General features: G+C 67.1%; 19 protein-coding genes. 8 read left to right on the top strand and 11 right to left on the bottom strand.

Features of this window, described 5'->3' with window-relative positions; translation table 11 throughout:
* Genes LXT12_RS20610 through LXT12_RS20590 form a run of 5 tightly spaced genes read left to right on the top strand, consistent with a single transcriptional unit; the run spans nt 1 to nt 3349 of the window.
* A complete protein-coding gene (locus tag LXT12_RS20610) occupies nt 1-351 on the top strand; it encodes a cytochrome c (RefSeq protein ID WP_233394181.1) in 351 nt (116 codons plus the stop codon).
* Nucleotides 348-728, top strand: coding sequence for a hypothetical protein (locus LXT12_RS20605; protein ID WP_233394180.1), 381 nt, complete (start codon nt 348-350; stop codon nt 726-728). The genes LXT12_RS20610 and LXT12_RS20605 overlap by 4 nt, the downstream gene beginning before the upstream one ends.
* A gap of 8 nt (nt 729-736) precedes the next feature.
* Nucleotides 737-2182 carry an SMP-30/gluconolactonase/LRE family protein gene (locus LXT12_RS20600; protein ID WP_233394179.1) on the top strand — a complete coding sequence of 482 codons (1446 nt, stop codon included), beginning with the start codon at nt 737-739 and terminating at the stop codon, nt 2180-2182.
* 25 nt (nt 2183-2207) lie between these two features.
* On the top strand, nt 2208-2663 hold the full coding sequence (locus LXT12_RS20595) for a c-type cytochrome (protein WP_233394178.1): 456 nt from the start codon (nt 2208-2210) through the stop codon (nt 2661-2663).
* A gap of 8 nt (nt 2664-2671) precedes the next feature.
* Nucleotides 2672-3349, top strand: coding sequence for a lectin (locus LXT12_RS20590; protein WP_233394177.1), 678 nt, complete (start codon nt 2672-2674; stop codon nt 3347-3349).
* A 580-nt stretch (nt 3350-3929) separates the two neighbouring features.
* On the opposite strand, the gene LXT12_RS20585 is transcribed toward LXT12_RS20590, so the two are convergent.
* From LXT12_RS20585 to LXT12_RS20550, 8 genes are all read right to left on the bottom strand, one after another.
* On the bottom strand, nt 3930-5180 hold the full coding sequence (locus LXT12_RS20585; protein WP_233394176.1) for a hypothetical protein: 1251 nt from the start codon (nt 5178-5180) through the stop codon (nt 3930-3932).
* 1 nt (nt 5181) lies between these two features.
* Nucleotides 5182-6501 carry a hypothetical protein gene (locus tag LXT12_RS20580; RefSeq protein ID WP_233394175.1) on the bottom strand — a complete coding sequence of 440 codons (1320 nt, stop codon included), beginning with the start codon at nt 6499-6501 and terminating at the stop codon, nt 5182-5184.
* 95 nt (nt 6502-6596) lie between these two features.
* A complete protein-coding gene (locus tag LXT12_RS20575) occupies nt 6597-7631 on the bottom strand; it encodes an AAA family ATPase (protein WP_233394174.1) in 1035 nt (344 codons plus the stop codon).
* Between the two features lie 78 nt (nt 7632-7709).
* Entirely contained in the window at nt 7710-9668 is a 1959-nt protein-coding gene (locus tag LXT12_RS20570; RefSeq protein ID WP_233394173.1) for a Mu transposase C-terminal domain-containing protein, read from the bottom strand.
* A complete protein-coding gene (locus LXT12_RS20565) occupies nt 9665-10468 on the bottom strand; it encodes a hypothetical protein (protein ID WP_233394172.1) in 804 nt (267 codons plus the stop codon). Before LXT12_RS20565 ends, LXT12_RS20570 begins: the two co-directional genes overlap by 4 nt.
* Nucleotides 10469-10949: 481 nt before the next feature.
* Nucleotides 10950-11123 carry a hypothetical protein gene (locus LXT12_RS20560; protein WP_233394171.1) on the bottom strand — a complete coding sequence of 58 codons (174 nt, stop codon included), beginning with the start codon at nt 11121-11123 and terminating at the stop codon, nt 10950-10952.
* 299 nt (nt 11124-11422) lie between these two features.
* Nucleotides 11423-12439, bottom strand: a complete 1017-nt coding sequence (locus LXT12_RS20555; RefSeq protein WP_233394170.1) for a hypothetical protein — start codon at nt 12437-12439, stop codon at nt 11423-11425.
* Between the two features lie 5 nt (nt 12440-12444).
* Nucleotides 12445-13158: a hypothetical protein gene (locus LXT12_RS20550; RefSeq protein ID WP_233394169.1), complete on the bottom strand. Its 714-nt coding sequence runs from the start codon at nt 13156-13158 to the stop codon at nt 12445-12447.
* A 188-nt stretch (nt 13159-13346) separates the two neighbouring features.
* Here LXT12_RS20550 and LXT12_RS20545 point away from each other — a divergent pair, with 188 nt between their 5' ends.
* A complete protein-coding gene (locus LXT12_RS20545; protein WP_233394168.1) occupies nt 13347-13601 on the top strand; it encodes a translation initiation factor 1 in 255 nt (84 codons plus the stop codon).
* Here LXT12_RS20545 and LXT12_RS20540 read toward each other — a convergent pair.
* Entirely contained in the window at nt 13598-14686 is a 1089-nt protein-coding gene (locus tag LXT12_RS20540; protein WP_233394167.1) for a hypothetical protein, read from the bottom strand. The genes LXT12_RS20545 and LXT12_RS20540 overlap by 4 nt on opposite strands.
* Before the next feature lie 359 nt (nt 14687-15045).
* Here LXT12_RS20540 and LXT12_RS20535 point away from each other — a divergent pair, with 359 nt between their 5' ends.
* Together LXT12_RS20535 and LXT12_RS20530 are read left to right on the top strand one after the other, a co-directional pair.
* Nucleotides 15046-15795 (top strand): hypothetical protein, encoded by a 750-nt coding sequence (locus LXT12_RS20535; RefSeq protein WP_233394166.1) that lies wholly within the window; start codon nt 15046-15048, stop codon nt 15793-15795.
* 86 nt (nt 15796-15881) lie between these two features.
* Complete coding sequence (locus LXT12_RS20530; RefSeq protein ID WP_233394165.1) at nt 15882-16286, top strand: helix-turn-helix domain-containing protein; 405 nt, start codon at nt 15882-15884, stop codon at nt 16284-16286.
* 16 nt (nt 16287-16302) lie between these two features.
* Here the strand turns inward: LXT12_RS20530 and LXT12_RS20525 are convergent, their stop codons facing one another.
* Both LXT12_RS20525 and LXT12_RS20520 read right to left on the bottom strand, forming a co-directional pair.
* A complete protein-coding gene (locus tag LXT12_RS20525) occupies nt 16303-16596 on the bottom strand; it encodes a helix-turn-helix domain-containing protein (RefSeq protein ID WP_233394164.1) in 294 nt (97 codons plus the stop codon).
* A 195-nt stretch (nt 16597-16791) separates the two neighbouring features.
* Entirely contained in the window at nt 16792-16947 is a 156-nt protein-coding gene (locus tag LXT12_RS20520) for a hypothetical protein (protein ID WP_233394163.1), read from the bottom strand.
* Nucleotides 16948-17576 lie beyond the last annotated feature (629 nt).

The following is a 17576-nucleotide window of genomic DNA, read 5'->3' as shown; positions in this document are numbered from 1 at the left end:
TTGCTGCCCTTGCTGGTGGCCGGCACGGTCTTCGCCGCGGTCGACCTCAGCGCCGACGACATGCGCGAGGCCGAGGACACCCTGCACAACCTGGACTCCCGCATCAGCCTGCAGGACCGCAAGGCCCTGGATGACGCCAAGGAGCTGGCCAGCTACTTCCAGCAGGTGGAAGGCCACTTCAGCGCCAAGGCCGACGCTGCCCGCGGCGTGGAGTTCTCGCGCAAGTCGCGCGAGCACGCGGCGGCCATCGTCGCGGCCATCGAGACGGGCGACTACGACACGGCGCAGGACCGCCTGGGAGATCTCACGCGCAGCTGCAAGACCTGCCACGAGGTCTACAAGAAGAAATGAAGGTCCGACTCCTCGTCACCGCGGCCCTGCTGTCGGCGCCACTCACGCAGGCCGCCACCCGGCTGGACTTCAGCGTGTGGATGCGCGCCATCGACAACAAGAGCGTCAGCGTGCAGAAGCACCTCGCCGCTGGCCGCCACACCGAGGCCGTGGCCGATGCCAAGGCGCTGCAGACGCTCTACGCCGACATGGCCAGCTACTTCGAGCGCGACTATCCGGCGGCCGATGCGGTCGCCCTCTCGCGCGACGGCGAGCGCCAGGCCGCGGCCATTCCCACCCACCTCGCCCAGGGCAATGCCGCAGCGGCCGCGCAGGCGGCGCGGGCCATTGCGCTGGCCTGCAACGAGTGTCACGACCCCTACAAACCCTTCCCGTGAGCCCTTCCATGAAGACCTTCGCCTTCGCCCTGCTGCTGCTGGCCGGCGCCGCGCAAGCCGCGCTCAAGCCCGGCGACAGCGCCCCCGACTTCCGCGCCACCGCGGCGCTGGCCGGCAAGACGGTAGACGTGCAGCTCCAGACGGCGCTCGCCAAGGGGCCCGTCGTCGTCTACTTCTACCCGGCGGCCTTCACCGGCGGCTGCAACCTGCAGGCCCATGCCTTCGCCGAGAACCTGCCGCGCTTCACGGCTGCGGGCGCCACCATCATCGGCGTGTCGGGTGACGGCATCGAGCGGCTGCGCGAGTTCTCGGCCGACCCCGAGACCTGCGCCGGCCGCCTGACCGTGGCGTCCGATGCCGACGGGCGCATCGCCAAGGGCTTCGACATCCAGCTCAGCGAGACACCCGCCGGCCGCAAGACCACCAAGGGCCAGGACATCACCCATGCGCGCGCCGAGCGCACCAGCTTCGTCGTCGGCCGCGACGGCCGCGTCGTGGCGACCGTCGGCGGCCTGGCGCCCGAAGCCAATGTGGACGCGGCGCTGAAGGCCGTTCAGGCCCTGGCGCCGGCACCGACGCGCACGAGCGCCATCCCGGGCGTGGTGGCGGCCGGCACGCCCATCGTCGTGCTGGGCGACGGCTTCAAGGGCACCGAGGGCCCGCTGGCGCTGCCTGACGGCAGCCTCGTCTTCACGGAGACGCAGGACGCCCGCATCACCCGCATCGCGCCCGATGGCCAGCTCAGCACCCACCTGCGCGACACCAACGGTGCCAACGGCCTGGGGCTGAACGCGGCGGGCGAGATCGTCGCGGTGCAGGTCAACGACACCCGCGTCGGCACACTGGGCGCGAAGGCGGCGACGCTGGCCAGCGGCTGGGGCGGCAAGGCCTTCGGGCGGCCGAACGACCTGGTCGTCGCGCGCGACGGCAGCGTGTACTTCACCGACTCGGGCCGCAACGCCAACCAGCCCGCGCCAGTGGGCGAGGTGGCACCACCGGCGGTGTACCGGGTCAAGCCGGGGCTGCTGGAGCGCCTGGCGGCCGACATCACCCGCCCCAACGGCATCCAGCTGAGCCCCGACGAGAAGACGCTCTACGTGGCGAACACCGCGGGCGAGCACGTGCTGGCCTATGAGATCCGCGCCGACGGCAGCCTGGGCCCCCGCCGCGATTTCGCCCGGCTGGCCGGCTGGCGCATCGACGCACCCAACGGCCCGAGCAGCGGCGCTGACGGATTGGCCGTCGACGCGCAAGGCCGCCTCTACGTCGCGAGCAGCGCGGGCATCGAGGTCTTCGATGCCAAGGGGCAGGCCCTGGGCGTCATTTCGCTGCCGAAGCAGCCACAGAACCTGGCCTTCGCCGGGCCGGACAAGCATCAGCTCTTTGTCGTCGGCCGCGGCGCGGCCTGGCGCATCGATACCCTGGCCCAGGGCTTCACCGGGCGTGCCAAGTAGTCCCTTTCGTCAACCACCCAAGACCATGAAAACCAAGCTCATCGCCCTGGCCGCGCTCACGCTGGCCGCCACCGCCCAAGCCCAGCAGGCGCCCAAGCCCGAGCAGCTCATCAAGTGGCGCCAGTCCGCCTACCAGACCATCGCGTGGAGCACGGCCCGCGTGAAGGCCAATGTGGATGGCAGCTACAACAAGGACGACGCCGCCCGCGCCGCGGGTGTCATTGCTGCGCTGGCCAACAGCAACCTGGGCGTGCTCTTCCCGGCCGGCACCGAGACCGGCAAGGGCTGGCGCGACACCACGGTCAAGGCCAGTCTGTTCACCGACGGCGCCGGCGTGGGCGCCGCTGCGGCCGCCTTCAGCAAGGAAGCCAACGAGCTGGCCCGCGTGACCCAGGGCGGCGACGTGGCCGCCGTGAAAGCGCAACTCGCCGCCCTGCAGAAGACCTGCAAGGCCTGCCACGACGACTACCGGAACAACTGAGCCTGCCCATGAAGAACGCATGCATCGCGGCGGCCCTGCTGGCGGCCGGGGCCGCTCAGGCCCAGACTCCGCCGGCTGCTGCGGCCAGCGCGCCGCCGCCACCGCCGGCCACTTTCTTCGTGACCAGCGTTGGCGCAGGGCAGGGCGCCAACTACGGCGGACTCGCGGGCGCCGACGCCCATTGCCAGAAGCTGGCCGACAGCATCGGTACGCCCTACAAGTCCTGGCGCGCCTACCTGAGCACGCAAGGCCCCAACGCCGTCAATGCCCGCGACCGAATCGGCAAGGGCCCGTGGACGAACGTGCGCGGCCAGGTCATCGCCCGCGACGTGGCTCATCTGCACGGCGACACACTGGAGCAGGCCCAGCTCGGCAGCAACCTCACGCGCAACACCGCGCTGACCGAGAAGGGCGAGCGCCCGAAGGCGGCCGGCGACACGCCCAACGAGCACGACATCATCACCGGCTCCACGCCCGACGGCCGTGCCTTCCCGGACGGCGCGGACAAGACCTGCCGCAACTACACCAGCGGCGCCGAGGACGGTTCGGTGCAACTCGGCCACTTCGACCGCACGGGCGGCGGCAATGCCAGCTGGAACGCCGCCCACGGCAGCCGCGGCTGCAGCCAGCCCAAGCTGGTCAGCACGGGCGGGGCGGGCTTGTTGTACTGCTTCGCGGCGAATTGAGCCGACGCGACAACCGGAGGCGTGTGATTGCCTGCGATGCCCTCACTCCGCAAGCGCAAAGTCACGGCTGTTTGCCGCCTTAGCCTTAGAGCGCCAGAGCCGTGCTATCGCGATGCGGCGAAGCGATCGATGGTGGTCGTTGAGAGGCGTGCGCATCTCAGCCCGACTGTGGTCTGGGCCATCGACGCTTGCAGCAGCCATGAGGGCCGCGAGGGGCGCGGGAAAGGCGGCTGCTCGGACGGCAGTCAATTTGACGACAATGTGCATTATGTTAAATCACACAGATGCGGCAACACGCTGCCGACGGCACTCAAAAAAGCTGTCCGACAACAAGTGCCCTAACGAACAGCCCTTCTAGCGACAACAAACACCGACTGGCCTTGATTCGCATCCCAGTCGGTGTTTTGTGTCGCAGTCGTTTGCGACGACAAGTACCTACTGCGATGTGATTTGGCGGGGTTCTGCGACAACAAATACCGACTGGAATGTGGCACCGCCGAGTCGGTGTTTTGTGTCGCAAATCGCCGCTGCAATCGGCTGCTGGCGAGAGTTGACGACCAAGCATAGAAGGTCTCGCCAGCTATGCAAGCCGGCGGCTTCGCCGGCCCTGGTTGGACGTGAACGGCAGGCTCAGCTGACCGTCCAGCGCGGGCGAATACTGCTGCCTCAAATCGCTCAAACTCACACGCTTTTCAACGACTTTGGCAGCCGGCAATTTAGGCGCGGCATGCACTTGAGGTTTTGCCAGCCGAGCTTCCTGCATTTGTTCTGGGGTTCGACGCTTGCGCTTGCGCTTGCGCTTGGGCTTGAACTTGTCGCGGAGCACGGTGCCTTTGCTGTGCAGCGCAAATGCATCCTTCAGATTCCTGCAGCCCGCCGAGGCCAGCTCCATGGCGACATCGAAGTCCTTGGCTCGCCGGGCCAGGCCGGCAGCCAGGCGGAAGGCACTCACTGAGACTAGGCGCATGACCCACGGCGGCGCCAGGACGATGCCCGGGAACTCCCGCGCGTGGTTGGCGAGCTGGCCAGGGGCTACGCCGAGCTGGTCACAGAAGGCCCGCAGCGTGCAACCCAACGGCGCTGGAACTTCAACGGTGCGTCTTTGACCCGTGCAGCCCGTGACGACGAGCCGCCACGGACCAGCCTCCACTGGCTCCATGCAATCGCCGATGCCCAGGCGCATGACATCGCTTCTCCCGAGGTTGGTGAAGTACATCAACTCCACGGCCATCCGGCTCTGCAGGCTCAAGGTCGCCAGGCCCTGGGCCACCCAGTCCCACCCGGGCTTGCTCAACGGCATGACCGGCATTTCTGTCACGAACGTCGCCACGGCACTCAGCTGCCCGGGGCTGGACTTGTAGGCGACGCTGACCGTCGGCATGCGCGCGTAGCCCACGGCCTCCATCCAGGCGAACAGCGACCGCAGCACCAGCAGTTCGCCGTCTATCGTGACCCTGGCCAGCGGACTGTTGAACGGCCGCCATTTTGGGGACAGCCGTCGGGTCCCCGGGCGGCAGATCCAGTCGGCCGGCGGCGTCGGATTTGCCGCGAAGAGCCGGCAGGCCGCAAGATCGTCTTCGTCGAGCGACGACAGCGCCTTGCGCCGCACGAGGCAGGCCCAGTTCAACAACCGCTCGGCGGCCCGTCGCTGCTGCTGCATCGTTGAATGGCGCTTGTTCGGATTGATCCACAGCCATTCGAGGATCGCCTCGGCATCCGTGTTGGCACCGGTGCGCTTTTGCTGTGGATCCATGCGGCGCGCCCCCCGCGCGCCGTCCAGCCCCGCCGGCGCCACGAAGTGCTCGGCTTGGCAAACCACGGGCTCGAGCACATCAAGTGTCATGAGCGCACACGGCCGACTCGGCCGCGACCAGATGGGTGATGTCCGCGCCAGAGCCGGCAGGGCGCCTGAACGCGGTCAAGCCGTCGGGCGTCAGCCGGGCGGCCGGATTGAAGCGGTGATACCAAAGGCCCATCAGCTCCAGCCACGCGGCGCGGTCGCCGGGCCGGCCATAGTCCAGCGGTCCGATCGCCCGGTGCAGCGCTCGCGCCATGCCGATGTCCAGCCGCAGGCACTCGTACACGAAGTGCCCCCAGGCGGTATCGCTGGCCTGCCATTCAACGGGCCAGTCCAGCAGCGCCGGGCGCAGCGCCAATGAGCGCAGCGGCGCCTCCAGGTTCAGGTGTTCCTCGAAGCGAAGCCGCCAGGTCTGCAACCCGTGCAGCACCGGGTTCACGCGCGCGTTGCGCGGCATCAGCAGCGCAAAGTCGCTGCTCCACACCAGCTCGCCATGGTCTCGTGGAATCTGAAGCTCCCCGGGCATGCGTGCGATCCGGCGGACATGCCGCCGGATCGACTTGTAGATCGACGTCCTGGCGAGGCGCCCTCCTTGCGCAGGCTCGACTGCCCTCTCCTGCTGGCCGGTCGGCGGGTTCATCGGTGCAATGGTCGGTGGGTTGATGAAGTCCAAGACCCTGACGGCGACGTCGCCCAGCCGTCGAGGCGCGCGAACCGCATGCGCAAAGGCGGCCGCGGTCGCGCTGCGACGGTGCTCCTGCACCAGCGCCCTGCCGCCGCGCGGATCTCCGAGCCAGTTGAGATGGTCGGGCCATTTCACCTGCAGGCCGTCGACGCCCTGGACCCACCCGGCGAGGCGGGCATAGGCGCCCTCCTCCTGCACCGCGCTCCAGGTGAAGCCGGCGCCGGGCTCGACGCGCCAGATGGGCGCAAAGTGCTCGTTGCACTCGCAGCAGACCATCGGCTGCTCGAAGGCTTCCACCGTGACGGCATAGGGCGGCGTGGCCGCGCCGCAGGCCTGGCAGTGCGCGATGAGCGGCTCGTCGTGGATGGGGCAACGCTGCAGGCCGCTCATCTGGCACAGCACCGACTGGTAGCCCTGGCCCAGACAAGTCGGGCAGTACCGGAACGTCTGGTCGTCGGCCAGCGACCGGCACCATTGCGGGCTGAGCGCCGAAAACGACCGCGCCCCAATCAGCGCGGCAAGATCCGGCGCCATGGTGCAGCGCTGCAGCCACGCAGGATCCAGCAGGCTGCGCGAGCCGACCGTGGGATGCTGCTGGCCTGCCAATCCGAACTGCCGCAGCATCGCCCGCGGCGCAGTCTGGTTGGCCAGCAGCAACTTGGCGACCATGGTGAAGGGGCCCTCCTGAGGTGCGAACCAACTGTCAGCGACAGCCCATCCATCGACCAGCCGAAGGGCCCCCAGGCCGCTGGGGGCGGCCGCCATCACTGCAGCGAGCTTTCGTATTCGCTGGACTCCACGCACTGCACGAGCGTTTCGACGCCGAACTTGAAGCCCGGCGCGTCCGCATCCATGCCGCTGAACAGCATCGAGCGGATGGTGGACATCACCCACTGCATGCCGATGTTGCCGGCCGTGCGGCCGCGGCGGGAGGCCACGCGCTGGAACGCCGCCCACAGGTCGTCGGCCTCCGCCGCCATGCGCCAGCCGTCCTCAAAAGCCACCGGCATGAAGAACTCCGCCATGCACACGCCACTGCCCTCGGGGAACTCGTGACGCTCGCGGCGGTCGAACGCTTCCAGGGTCTTGCGCAGCTCAGCCACGTTGGACAAGCCCCGGAAGGGCCGGGGCGTCAGGAAAAAGCGGCCCAGCAGGTCGGTGCGGCCCGAGCTGATCACTCGGTCACGCAGCGCGTTCAGCTCGGAATGCCCAAACACGATGACGATGCAGACCACGCCCCGCTCGACCAGGTCGTTGGTCAGGTCGCGCAGCCAGACGTACTCCTGCAGGTCCCAGTTCTGGCCCTCGTCGATGAAGATGACGTAGCGATCGCTGCCCATCGACATCGCCGCGCTGGTGATGATGGTCAGCAGGCGCAGCCGCCGCTCCGCGGCCGACCCCGACAACGCCGCGCTGTGGCGGAAGTCGTTGAGCACGTCGCCGAAGAAGGCGCGCTCAGACGGGTTGTCGTGCTGCTTGGCGATCAGCAGCGCCACGGGCACGTTGGGGAAGGTCTTCTGCAACTGGCGGCGCACGGCGCCAATGGTTCGCGTCTTGCCCATGCGGAAGTCCCCGATGAAAGGCGACCCGGGCGTGCGATGCACGACCGATTGCGCGATGGCCTCATAGACCTGGCGCACGGGATCGGTGATCACCATCAGCGAGTTGCAGACGACGGGGTGGCGGTGATACAGCTCCTGGCGGACGGCCGGGTCGCTCAACGCGGCGCAACGCAGGTTGTGGCGGCGGCCCGATTCGTCATCGGGTGTGGGCATGAAAGTGGGGGCAGTCGTGGTCATGAAAATCTCCTTGAGACGGGCGCCGGCGCCCTGCGCCGGTCGCCCGTCGGTGAATGAAAAAGCAGTCAATGGCGTTGTTCAGTCCCAGTTGGGAGCGGGCAGGTGCGACAGCGCCGGCACCGGGCGCAGCGGCACATGAACCTCGGTCGGCTTGCGCTGGCGCAGGTCTGACAGCTGCGCGCCGGAGCTGCGCAGGGTGTCGGCCAGGCGCGTGGCGGTTTCCGACACCCGCTGGGGTCGTTCGCGCGCCTCGACGGCCGCCTTGTCCGCCAGGTAGTTGAGGAAATCGGCGACGAAGTCGTCCGACGTGTCGGCCATCTCCCGGGCATCGCGCAGGCGGTTGATCTGCTTGCGCACGTCACGCGAGTGTTTGGTCTGGCGCCAGCCCTTGTGCTGCACGGTCATCCAGCCGAGGTAGGTGCCGTTCTCCAGGTAGACCTCCACCGTGCGCATGTCCTCGATGTGGACATGCACGATGACGCCCTCGCCGATCTTGTCGAACGCGGCGGCGAGTTGCGGATTGGCATAGGTCGCCTTGTCGACCTGGATGTAGGGCCGGCGCATGCGTCCCGGCCGACAGGAGCCGCGCACCACCGCCCGCTCGATGGCGACGCCCAGACGGGGCGTCAGCATGGTCGCCGGCATCACGGGGCGGGGCACAAAGCGCTGTCGCTCGACCTCGTAGTTGGCACGCAGCACCTCCAGGGGCGATCGGTAGCCCAGGCCGGGCTGGGATGTAGCGTTGTAGTTGGCGATCGCGATCTCGACGACGTCCAGCAGCTCGTCCCAGCTCACCCGCAGCCGCACGGCTTCGGCGGCGCCGTCCGTTTTCTTGGGGTCCTTGGGCCCGGTGCCCACCGAGGTCGGCAGCTGGTGGAACCAGCGGCGCTCCAGCGTGCCAAACAGCCGCTCCACCGTGTCGTTGTGATACCAGGCGCCGATCGCGCTGTAACTCACCGCGCAGCCCAGACGCCGGCGTGAACGCTGCAGCACGTTGTTGGCGAAGCTCTGCATGGCGGAGTCCATGCGTAGCGCCGCCGGTGCGAACACCGTCAAGCCGTCGACGCAGCCCATCGGGAACCCTGCGCCCTCGCAGTAGCTGACCCCGCGCATCTTGATCTCGCGCGGCGCCCACGGCCGGCTGGCCATGTCCAGCGCCAGCTCGATCTGCTCGGCCACCGGCTCGGTGCGGATGGAGACGGAGTAGCCATGAACGGCCCGGGTCTTCATGCAGATCACCACATAGACCCAGATGCGTTCAACGGCGATCGATTGGGGACCTGCCGGCCCTTCGATCTCGATGCTGCCGAAGAAGTCCATGTGGTGGGCGTCGATGCCCATCAGGTCCTGATCCATGCCGACCAGGTCGAAGGAATGCTCGCCCGACCCGACGCTGCCCAAAGCCTGGGCGGTCGCCGCGCCGACCGCCGTGCGGCGTGCCCGCGCGTCGCTGGCGATCATGTCCTTGACGTAGCGCTCGACCGAACGGCGACCACAGTTGATCTGGTTGCGCGGGTACTCGGTCTCGTCGGTGATCACCTCCTCGACCTTGCGCTTGAACAGGCGCCAGACGGCCTTGGCCGGGGTGTGCGCCGCACGCGCGTTGCCCTTGCCCAGGCCTTTGCGGATGGCGTTGTCCAACGCGTCCTTGATCTTGGGATGCTCGGCCAGGAACCGCTTGAATGCCCCTGCGGCGCCCTCCTGGCTCGCCTTGGCGCCGGCGGGCAGGTCAGCGGAGCGCAGGTAGGGACTGACGCGCAGTTGGGCCACCAGGCCGGCCCAGCCCAGCACGCTGCCATCCGCCAAGGGCGTCAGGCAGCGGCCGACCTGTTCCAGCAAGGCGCTGTTGCAGATGCCGGCCGAAGCCGCCGCCGCCGTCAGCCTGCCCGTGTCGAGATAGCTCTGCACCGCGGGCATCAGCCGCTCCACGCGCTGCTGGTCCTCTTGCGAGAGCGCGGAGGTGTCGATCTTCGGCCAACGGGACGTGTCGCGATGCTCGGCTGGGATGACTTTGAAGGTGAGGCGTTTGCGGCTCATGACGCCTCCTGCAGTTCGGAGAACGTCGAGCGCAGCGTGAACGTCGCGTCGAACAGGTTGCTGCGGTAGGCCCCGCGCTGCAGCTGCTTGAACAGCGCCGCGCCATACAGGCCGCTGTGCTCGCCGCCTTCGCCAAGAGCAAGAACGTCCTGGAACTCGACCCGCCCTCGCCTGCGCAGCAATGCCGCGACCGCGAGTTCGTGGTCATGCAGGTTCCAGTAGCGCGCCGCGGCCAGCCAACTGGCGATGCGGTGCCAGTTGCGGATGCGATGCTCCGACTCGACGATCTGCCGCGGGGTGATCGTTTGAAGCCGCGGCGTGAGCGCCCCGTCGGGCATCTTGACCGTGTGCAACACCAGCATGAGTTCGCGAAGCCTGTCCTGGTCTGACTGAGAGGGTTCGTCGGCGCCAATGTGGCGCCAGACTGTCTCTCCGTTGGCGAGCACGAGCTTGACGTCGACGTAGTCGACGAAGGCAGCGCCGACGGCGCGTGTGACCTCATCGGCCGGCGCGTAGTTCACCTGCGTGACGTCGAATGAGGACTCGGTGTAGAGGAAGTGCGTGTAGGCCAGCTCCGTGGTGAAGGCCATGTCCTTTCGGGCATGGGCGCTGTACTGGAGCCAGAGCTTGCCGCGCGAATTGCCTCTGAGGTCATAAGCCTCGGTCAGCGCGCCGCGCATGAGGACGCCGGGGCGGGGATGCCGCTTTTTCGGCTTGGCAGGTGGAGTCCGCGTTGCGGACCGGGTGGGGACTTGGGGGGCGGCCGGAGTTGCGGCCGCGGTGGCTTGACGGTTCTTCATGGACATCTCCTTGGGAGTTGTCAGAGGCATGCCTGCCATCGGCAGGAGGAACTCGTCGGACCGAAATTTTGGGCGTGAGCCGCCCCGCTGCCTTGACAGTGCACCGCGCACGGCCTACTGTTCAGGCAGTCGAAAAATCCCGCTACGGATCGGTCGACGAGTCAGTACGAATAGAAGCCGAGGAACGTGTGGTGACGGACCTCGGCTTCGCCTTTTTCATAGCGCTCCTCTCACGAGTTGATGGACCCTTCGATTTAGATGAGCACGGCCGCTTTTTCCAAGCAGTCAGCAACTCTCCTTCGTGTCCACCGAACGCTCCCGCTGCAGGCGCACGGCCGCAACGGTTTACCGTCAACCGTTTAGTTAGCGACTTTGCGCCTTTCGGCCGCGGCGTAAACCCTTTGCTGGCGACGAACTGCGCTGAACGGTTGGCGAAATAAGATGGCCCCACCTGCTTGCAGTGCGCCCGATTCTTTCGAACTCATCGCCTCGGAAAGCGCGTCAGCAGCGCGCCGAGGCAGGCCAGCAGCAAGACCAGGCTCAATGCTGTGAGCGCCTGCGCGACAGGGCCAGAGGTATAAAGCGAGCCCACCAGCAGCCAACTGCCCAGGGCCGAAACCCAGGGCACGGCGGCCAACACCTGCGAGTCCGTCATGGCTGAGGCTGCCCCTCGGTTCAACGACGCCCTGACGGTAGCGCCCGTGCCGCCGTATACAAAATTCGAATACGCCTGAATTGCGGATGGCGGCCTACCCAACTGGCAGTGCAACAACGACGACTTCGGCACCGAGAAGTTCACCCTGAACTCGGTCTACGTGAACAAGGCGATTGAGACCGTGCCGGTGCAGCTGGCAAAGGCCGGGGCCCGCATCGCCTACATCCTGAACCGCGCATTCGCGAAGTAGGAATCCGCAGCAGGCACTCGCGGCAGGTGCCTGGCGCAGGTGCTTGGCTTCAGGCCACCCAGGGCAGCTCGAACGAGGTGACGCCGGGAACGACGTCGGGGCTGAGCCGCAGCTCCCTGACTCCCAGCCGCTGGATGGTGGGCTCAAGTTCGCCCAGGAAACGCAGCAGCGCCCACGCGTCAATCTCGCGTCGGTTGCCATGCAGCAGTTGATTCAGCGCACGCCGTCCGCCCTCTGCCGCGGCTTCGTGCAGCGCGCGACTGGCATCCCCTCGGTGCTTGCTGAGGTATTGGTCGACGTGCGAGACCATCAACGCCAGGCGGTGGTGATTGTCCGGGTGGGTGCGCAGCGCCTCTGACGCATGGTTCTGGAACGCGTCGAAGAGCATGAACAAGGCCACGGTCAGATACCCGAAGTCGTGGAAAGCATCGACCGCCGACTGGTAGCGAAGGTATGGGTTGTGCTGGATCGACACGTCGAAGCTCGCCGCCGCCCATCCCACGGCCTGGCGGTCCGCATCGCCTTCAAGCGCGCGCAGGTCCGCGGCCTCGGCCTCGTCCCTCGGGGTCATGTGCAACTCCGCCAGGCCTTCGCCGCGCCCGCGCCGGGAGATCCAGTCCGTGTGGCCGCGGGTGATGTGCGCGACCTCGTGCCAGAACACGAAGTCCACCAGGAAGGAATAGGCAAAGCTGGCCATCACCTGCCTGCGGCCCCCCGCCCTGGCCTGGCTGTCCAGTAGCCTGGACCGGCGGTTCCCGCGCAACACGGTGGGGTCCGCGGCCAGCGTCTGCGCCATCATGTCCAGGCGATGCAGCATCCCACCGCCCAGGTTGACCTCGTAGCCGCCCCAAGGCTGTCGCTTGGCGCTGGCGTTGTAGAACACGTCGGGACGCTGGGGATTGGCGATGTCGACCTTGACCTCGATCGCGACCCGCCGGCCCGCCGGATCGGTGAACGCCAGGCCTTTGACGAGGCTTTGGAGGCGTCGGATCGTCTGGTCGCGCAACACCGTCAGGCCTTCAAGCGTCGGGACCGCCGAAAAGTCCGCATAGATCACCTTGCCCATGTCGCTCAGTGCCTCGCGTCCAGCGCCGGCGCCTGCTCGTTCTCGTCGCCGTAGTAGCCCCGCCCGGCCGCCTGTTCAGCGCGCCAGTACGCGATGGTCTGGTCCACGCCGGCGGCGTCGTGGGCTTGGATGTCGGACGGGTAGGCGTCGACCCAGCTGTCGAAGGTCTCCCACAGCAGCTGTGCCTCGACGGCCGCGCGCGGCAGGTGCGGATCGATCAGCTCGACATGGTCTGACCCCGGGGAAAACCACTCGCCCGGGTCCTGCCCGTTCGGCAGATTGCAAAACCGCCACCAGCCCCGGTAGGTCTGTCGCGTGCGGCGCTGGAAGTCCGCCTCGTCGTCCTCGGTCCAGGCGCCCGCGGCCGTCGCCGTGGTGCGGTGGTCTTCAAGCCCCGCGAACCAGGCCTCATGGTCGTCGGGTTCGAGCGCAGCCCACTCGTAGAACTCGCAGCCGATGCCCGAGCTGCCCCAGCGCATGGCCGCGGCGGCGACCGCCGCCTTGGACGGGCCGAAGATCCACTGGTAGGGCCTCAGGAACGTCGGCTCCCTGTTCGGCGTGCCCTCGCACGCGAAAGGGAGCCGATCCCGGTGCTGCTGCCAGAACTGCTCCAGCGCGTCCAACGTTGGGAGCGTGATGAAGACCGTGCCGTCGGGCGCCGGCCTGCCCTCCTCCAGCGGGATGTCGACGGGCAAAACGGGTCGCAGTGCTTGGGTCATGCGCAGGGGTTGAGTGTGGGAATGGCCACTGTAGCCAGGGCCGCGGCACCCCCTCGACTGACGCACTGCAGTGGCCACCCGGGGGGCGCGGGCGCTACCACCGGAAGCGCCCGCGCGATTGCACCGCGGCGCAATTAGGTAGGTGGACCCGACGTTGGCTACCCTTCCCGCTCAACCGAGGAGGCACCATGTCTGCGAGCAATGAATGGACCGATTGGCACCTGACCCCAGCGGGTTGGGTGAAGGGCACCGAGAGCACCGATTTCGGGGACAAGTTGCGTGAGCGCCCGGCGGACGCGGTCTGCACCTGCCGGTGGCGCGAGCACCTCTCAAGCACGTACGCCAAGCCCGAGCGCGGCCTTGACGAGATCTGGCGCTCGACCGACAAGGCCGCCATCCAGGCCTTGACCGCCAAGTTCGGCCCGTGCCCGCAGCGCCTCTAGCGTGCCATTTCGGCCACGAGCTGTTGAAAGACGAGACCCGCTGCGCGCGGAAGGAACGCTTCGACAGGCTGCGCCTTGACAGCGGGTGGACCGCTGCCGAACTCGAACTGCGACAGGTTCAGCCCGACCCACACCAGGGCTAGGTCCTTGTCGCTCGTGCAAAGCATGGGGCGCTCGTTGGGCACAAGCCCCAACAAGCTCGCAAAGGACTTCAGCCCGCGCAGGTCGGCCATGGCATTGAATGCATCCTGGCGGGTGTAGTTGGGCTGGGTGAACTTCAAGGCATGCTTGGCTGAATTGCGCCCCTTGTTCACCGCCGCGGCGCTGATCGCGCAGACCACCACCATGTCGGTGAGAGACAGCCCGCAGCGCAGCGCCGTGCAGGCGATCTCCCTGAGCACCCACGGCAAGCGGTCCCGGCCGACCTGATGACGCAACAGCGGCGCCGAGGCGAGCAGGAACTGGATGGTGCGCTCCGAGGGCGCCTGCTGCTCCTGCGCGAACGTGGTGATGGCTTCCATCACGTCGGGGGCGTCGCCGATAACCGTGGCCTTGGGCAAGAGCTGGCGCAGGTGGGCGATGTGTTCCTCCATCTGCGCGTGGATGTCGGCCCTCGACGGGAACTCGCGCTGGTTGCCTTCCAGCGCCAGCAAGACCGGGTTCAGCCGCGCATCTGGATCATTGAGCCAGTCCACGAAATCCCGGCCAGTCTGGCCGCAGCCGCCCTGCTTGAACCGGCCCTTCAAGTCCGTCAGCGTGCAACGGTCGATCATGATGACGCTGCCTGCCTCCAATGCCAGCCCGGCGGGCAGCCAGCCTCCCCTGACCAAGCCAATGTGCCGCACCGTGAGGTCCGTGTTGACCGTCGTATCCCACGTGCCAGTGCCGCCCTTGGGCACATCGCCCATCGAGCTTTCGACAACCTCGGCGCCCAGCAGTGTCAGCGTCAGCGGCGAAGCCCGGCCCAACGTCCGCTCAGCCAGCGCGGCGAACCCCATGGGCGCCAGCTCGCGTCCCTGGACGACGACTTCTCGGCCGGTCGGGTTCCCGTCCGGTGCGGTTTCGGCGTAGCGAAAGAATCTCATGCCGTCAGGCTACCGTCACGACGGCCATCAAGCACTGCGGCTCAATTGCGCCAGACCAACGCGCGCCGCCTGCACGCCGAGCCGGCGATGGAGCGCCGGGCGGCTGGGCCGCCGGCGCTGGCAGTGCCAATGGCACTGCCCTGCCGTTTACACCTTGAGCAGCACGATGTGATGCAACGAACCCGTTGCCACAAGCACGGCGTCAGTGCTGTTCAGAAACGGCAAGCCGTAATGACGCAAAACAATGATCATGTTCATCTCCTCCTTTCGTCTGTCCGTTTTGGCCAGACCTTGTATTTAGCTGTTTACGTCGTCCCGACCCTCAAAATCGCCACGAAATCGCCGCCCTCCCCCGCCCCATGACCCGCACCGCCAAGAAGGACCTCGAACGCCACTACCTGGACCGGGTCAAAGCCATGCTGCCGGGCTTCCCCGGCGGCACCCTCCTGCCCCATGAAGAGCCCGACTTCCTGGTCGACCTGGGCGGCCGGGTGCTCGGCATCGAGATCACCGAGTTGCACCGCGATCCAGACGGCCAGCTCCTGCCGCTGCAGGCCCGCGAGGCGCGGCGCGACGACGTCATCGACGCGGCCAAGGCGCTGCATGACCGCGCGGGCCACCCGCCGGTCGACTGCCAGGTGCACCTCAAGGACGTGACGATGCATCGCGACCGTGTCCAGCCGCTGGCGGCCGCCATCGCGGAGATCGTGGCGGCCAATATCCCGACGGACGGCGAGCTGGTCCGCTTCGTCGAGCCGACCTGGCGCACGGTCGCGGGCTTCCCCGCCGAGGTCGACTACGTGCGCGTCGCCCGCTACGACGGCCTGACCGAGAGCTTCTTTGGCGGCGCCGGCCACACCTGGCTGCAGCCACTGGCCCTCAGCGACGTCCAGCGCGCGCTGGACGCAAAGGAAGGCAACTTCGACGCCTACCGCCGCAGCTGCGACGAGGCCTGGCTGGTCATCGCGATCGACGGCCACCGGATGTCCACCTGGTTCGACGACCCCGACCAGGTCCGCGCGGCCGTCTTCAAGACACGGTTTGCGCGCGTGCTCGTGCTGCGCAACCTCAACGGCACATTGCTGGAGCTGAAGACGGCCTGGCCTTGAAGGGCCGCGGGCCTGCCAGCACCGGCCGAATTCGGTTTTTGTATATCCAGCCGGCTGAGGTACGGTGAGAGGTTGAAAGCGCCTTCATGCCCAAGACCCTGCACAGCCCCCACAGCGACCTGTTGCCCTCCCGCCTGCGGGAGCTGCGCGAGGCACGGGGCCTGCGCCAGCAAGACCTGGCCGATCGGCTGGGCCACAGCCAGGCGATGGTCAGCAACGTGGAGCGGGGAGAGCGCCGTCTGGACGTCATGGAACTGCACCGGTGGCTGCAGGCGTTGGGGGTGGACTTCTTGCGGTTCGTCCGCCAGCTCGATGAAGAGCTGCGCGAGCAGGCCGCCACGCCGCTGGACATCGCGAAGGCCAAGCCCAAACGCCGCCCTCACCGATCCAGTCGGCAGGATGCGCTGCGGGTCATTGCCGCTGTCGGCGAACTGATGGAGCAGGCGAAACCGAAGCCAGCGAAATCGAATCCTGCGGTCGCCGACGCGTGACCGCCGGTGGGCGCCTTCAGTGCCCCGCGCCCTGCCCTGCCTCGCCCAGCAGGCCGGGCAACTGGTTGCTGCGGATGCGCTCGTCCAGCCGTTGGACGAAGGCCTCCAGCGTGGTGCCGCACGCATGGGCCCACAGCGCGAGTTCGAACACGTCCACCCGCCGACTGCCGGCCTCGCTGCGGCTGATCAGGTCCTGGCCGACGTCGAGCCGTGTTGCCAGCTCGGTCTGGCTCAGACCGGCCTGGGCCCGCAGATCCTTCAGCTCCTCCAGAAACAGCGCGTACTTCTCGGTGTGAATCGAACTCTTCATCCTGCGGCGATCGCATGTGCAACCGCGCAGGATCAGAGCGATGGCAAATTATGGGAAAACGCCATATTTCCCAGACGCAGGCCCTGGCTGATGGCTGGGAGTGCGGCGACCAGCGGCCCATCGACCCGCCTGCGGCACCAGCTGTCGCCCTGGCTGGGCAAAAAGAAGCCCCGGCGCGAGGCCGGGGCGGGTTGGTTAGCGATTGGCCGGATGGAACAGGTCCATCTGACCGGGGTGGCTGCGGCAGTGCTCGCAGACGTTCTCGATCCGCCCGAGGCGGAAGCGAACGTACTCGCGCACGTGGACAGCCTGCGGATACATGCAGTGGCGCATGGCATCTCCCAGGTTCACGTTGAAACACGGGGCACGCCTTGTCCAACACCCCCACAGCCCATAGACTGTGGTTCTCCGCCAAGAGAGGTGTCGTTGGAGGCGCATGCCCCACCCACCTGAACCAAGCCGCCACTGAAAAGCTGGCGGCTTTGTTCGTTTAGGGCCCGTCCGAACGCTCCTTTCTCGGGGTGCGGCGCCCTGCCACCCCCCGGATCGCCGAGGGGCCGTCACCAAGCGATGCAATTCGCAATACCGGTGAAGTTCGAGTATGGTATGGCGGTCGCCGGGTCCGCGTCAAGGGAGTATCGGGCTCGGCTGGCATCGTTGGCGCTTGTTTTCGCTAAGTCATTGATTCAGCTCGATTTAACGAGTTCTTTAATATTAGCGCTGCTGTTATCTATGCATTGATGTTCAACATCTTGTTTGCATCCTCGTATGTCTGCGAAGTGGTTTGATGCGCATGCTTTGGATGTTGATTACGAGTTGCGCTATTTGTGTGTGCGTAAAACTTGCTCTTCTAGTTCGTCGGCCCTGCAAAACGCCCGCAACCCGCATGAACACTGGTGATGCGGGGTGAATGCCGATGGTCAGAACTCCCAGAATCAAATTCAATGGCAATTGATTTCTGGGAGTTCTGGAGGGCTGGC

Origin of the sequence: Pelomonas caseinilytica, assembly GCF_021353235.1 — a bacterium.
In the GTDB taxonomy this organism is placed as follows: domain Bacteria; phylum Pseudomonadota; class Gammaproteobacteria; order Burkholderiales; family Burkholderiaceae_C; genus Pelomonas; species Pelomonas caseinilytica.
The sequence above is the reverse complement of the archived record's forward strand: the minus strand, read 5'-3'. Positions and strand labels throughout refer to the sequence as shown.

Coding starts and splice junctions, on each gene's coding strand:
- LXT12_RS20605 (WP_233394180.1), top strand. CDS start 348: ATGAAGGTCCGACTCCTCGTCACCGCGGCCCTGCTGTCGGCGCCACTC.
- LXT12_RS20600 (WP_233394179.1), top strand. CDS start 737: ATGAAGACCTTCGCCTTCGCCCTGCTGCTGCTGGCCGGCGCCGCGCAA.
- LXT12_RS20595 (WP_233394178.1), top strand. CDS start 2,208: ATGAAAACCAAGCTCATCGCCCTGGCCGCGCTCACGCTGGCCGCCACC.
- LXT12_RS20590 (WP_233394177.1), top strand. CDS start 2,672: ATGAAGAACGCATGCATCGCGGCGGCCCTGCTGGCGGCCGGGGCCGCT.
- LXT12_RS20580 (WP_233394175.1), bottom strand. CDS start 6,501: ATGGTCGCCAAGTTGCTGCTGGCCAACCAGACTGCGCCGCGGGCGATG.
- LXT12_RS20575 (WP_233394174.1), bottom strand. CDS start 7,631: ATGACCACGACTGCCCCCACTTTCATGCCCACACCCGATGACGAATCG.
- LXT12_RS20570 (WP_233394173.1), bottom strand. CDS start 9,668: ATGAGCCGCAAACGCCTCACCTTCAAAGTCATCCCAGCCGAGCATCGC.
- LXT12_RS20565 (WP_233394172.1), bottom strand. CDS start 10,468: ATGAAGAACCGTCAAGCCACCGCGGCCGCAACTCCGGCCGCCCCCCAA.
- LXT12_RS20560 (WP_233394171.1), bottom strand. CDS start 11,123: ATGACGGACTCGCAGGTGTTGGCCGCCGTGCCCTGGGTTTCGGCCCTG.
- LXT12_RS20555 (WP_233394170.1), bottom strand. CDS start 12,439: ATGGGCAAGGTGATCTATGCGGACTTTTCGGCGGTCCCGACGCTTGAA.
- LXT12_RS20550 (WP_233394169.1), bottom strand. CDS start 13,158: ATGACCCAAGCACTGCGACCCGTTTTGCCCGTCGACATCCCGCTGGAG.
- LXT12_RS20545 (WP_233394168.1), top strand. CDS start 13,347: ATGTCTGCGAGCAATGAATGGACCGATTGGCACCTGACCCCAGCGGGT.
- LXT12_RS20540 (WP_233394167.1), bottom strand. CDS start 14,686: ATGAGATTCTTTCGCTACGCCGAAACCGCACCGGACGGGAACCCGACC.
- LXT12_RS20535 (WP_233394166.1), top strand. CDS start 15,046: ATGACCCGCACCGCCAAGAAGGACCTCGAACGCCACTACCTGGACCGG.
- LXT12_RS20530 (WP_233394165.1), top strand. CDS start 15,882: ATGCCCAAGACCCTGCACAGCCCCCACAGCGACCTGTTGCCCTCCCGC.
- LXT12_RS20525 (WP_233394164.1), bottom strand. CDS start 16,596: ATGAAGAGTTCGATTCACACCGAGAAGTACGCGCTGTTTCTGGAGGAG.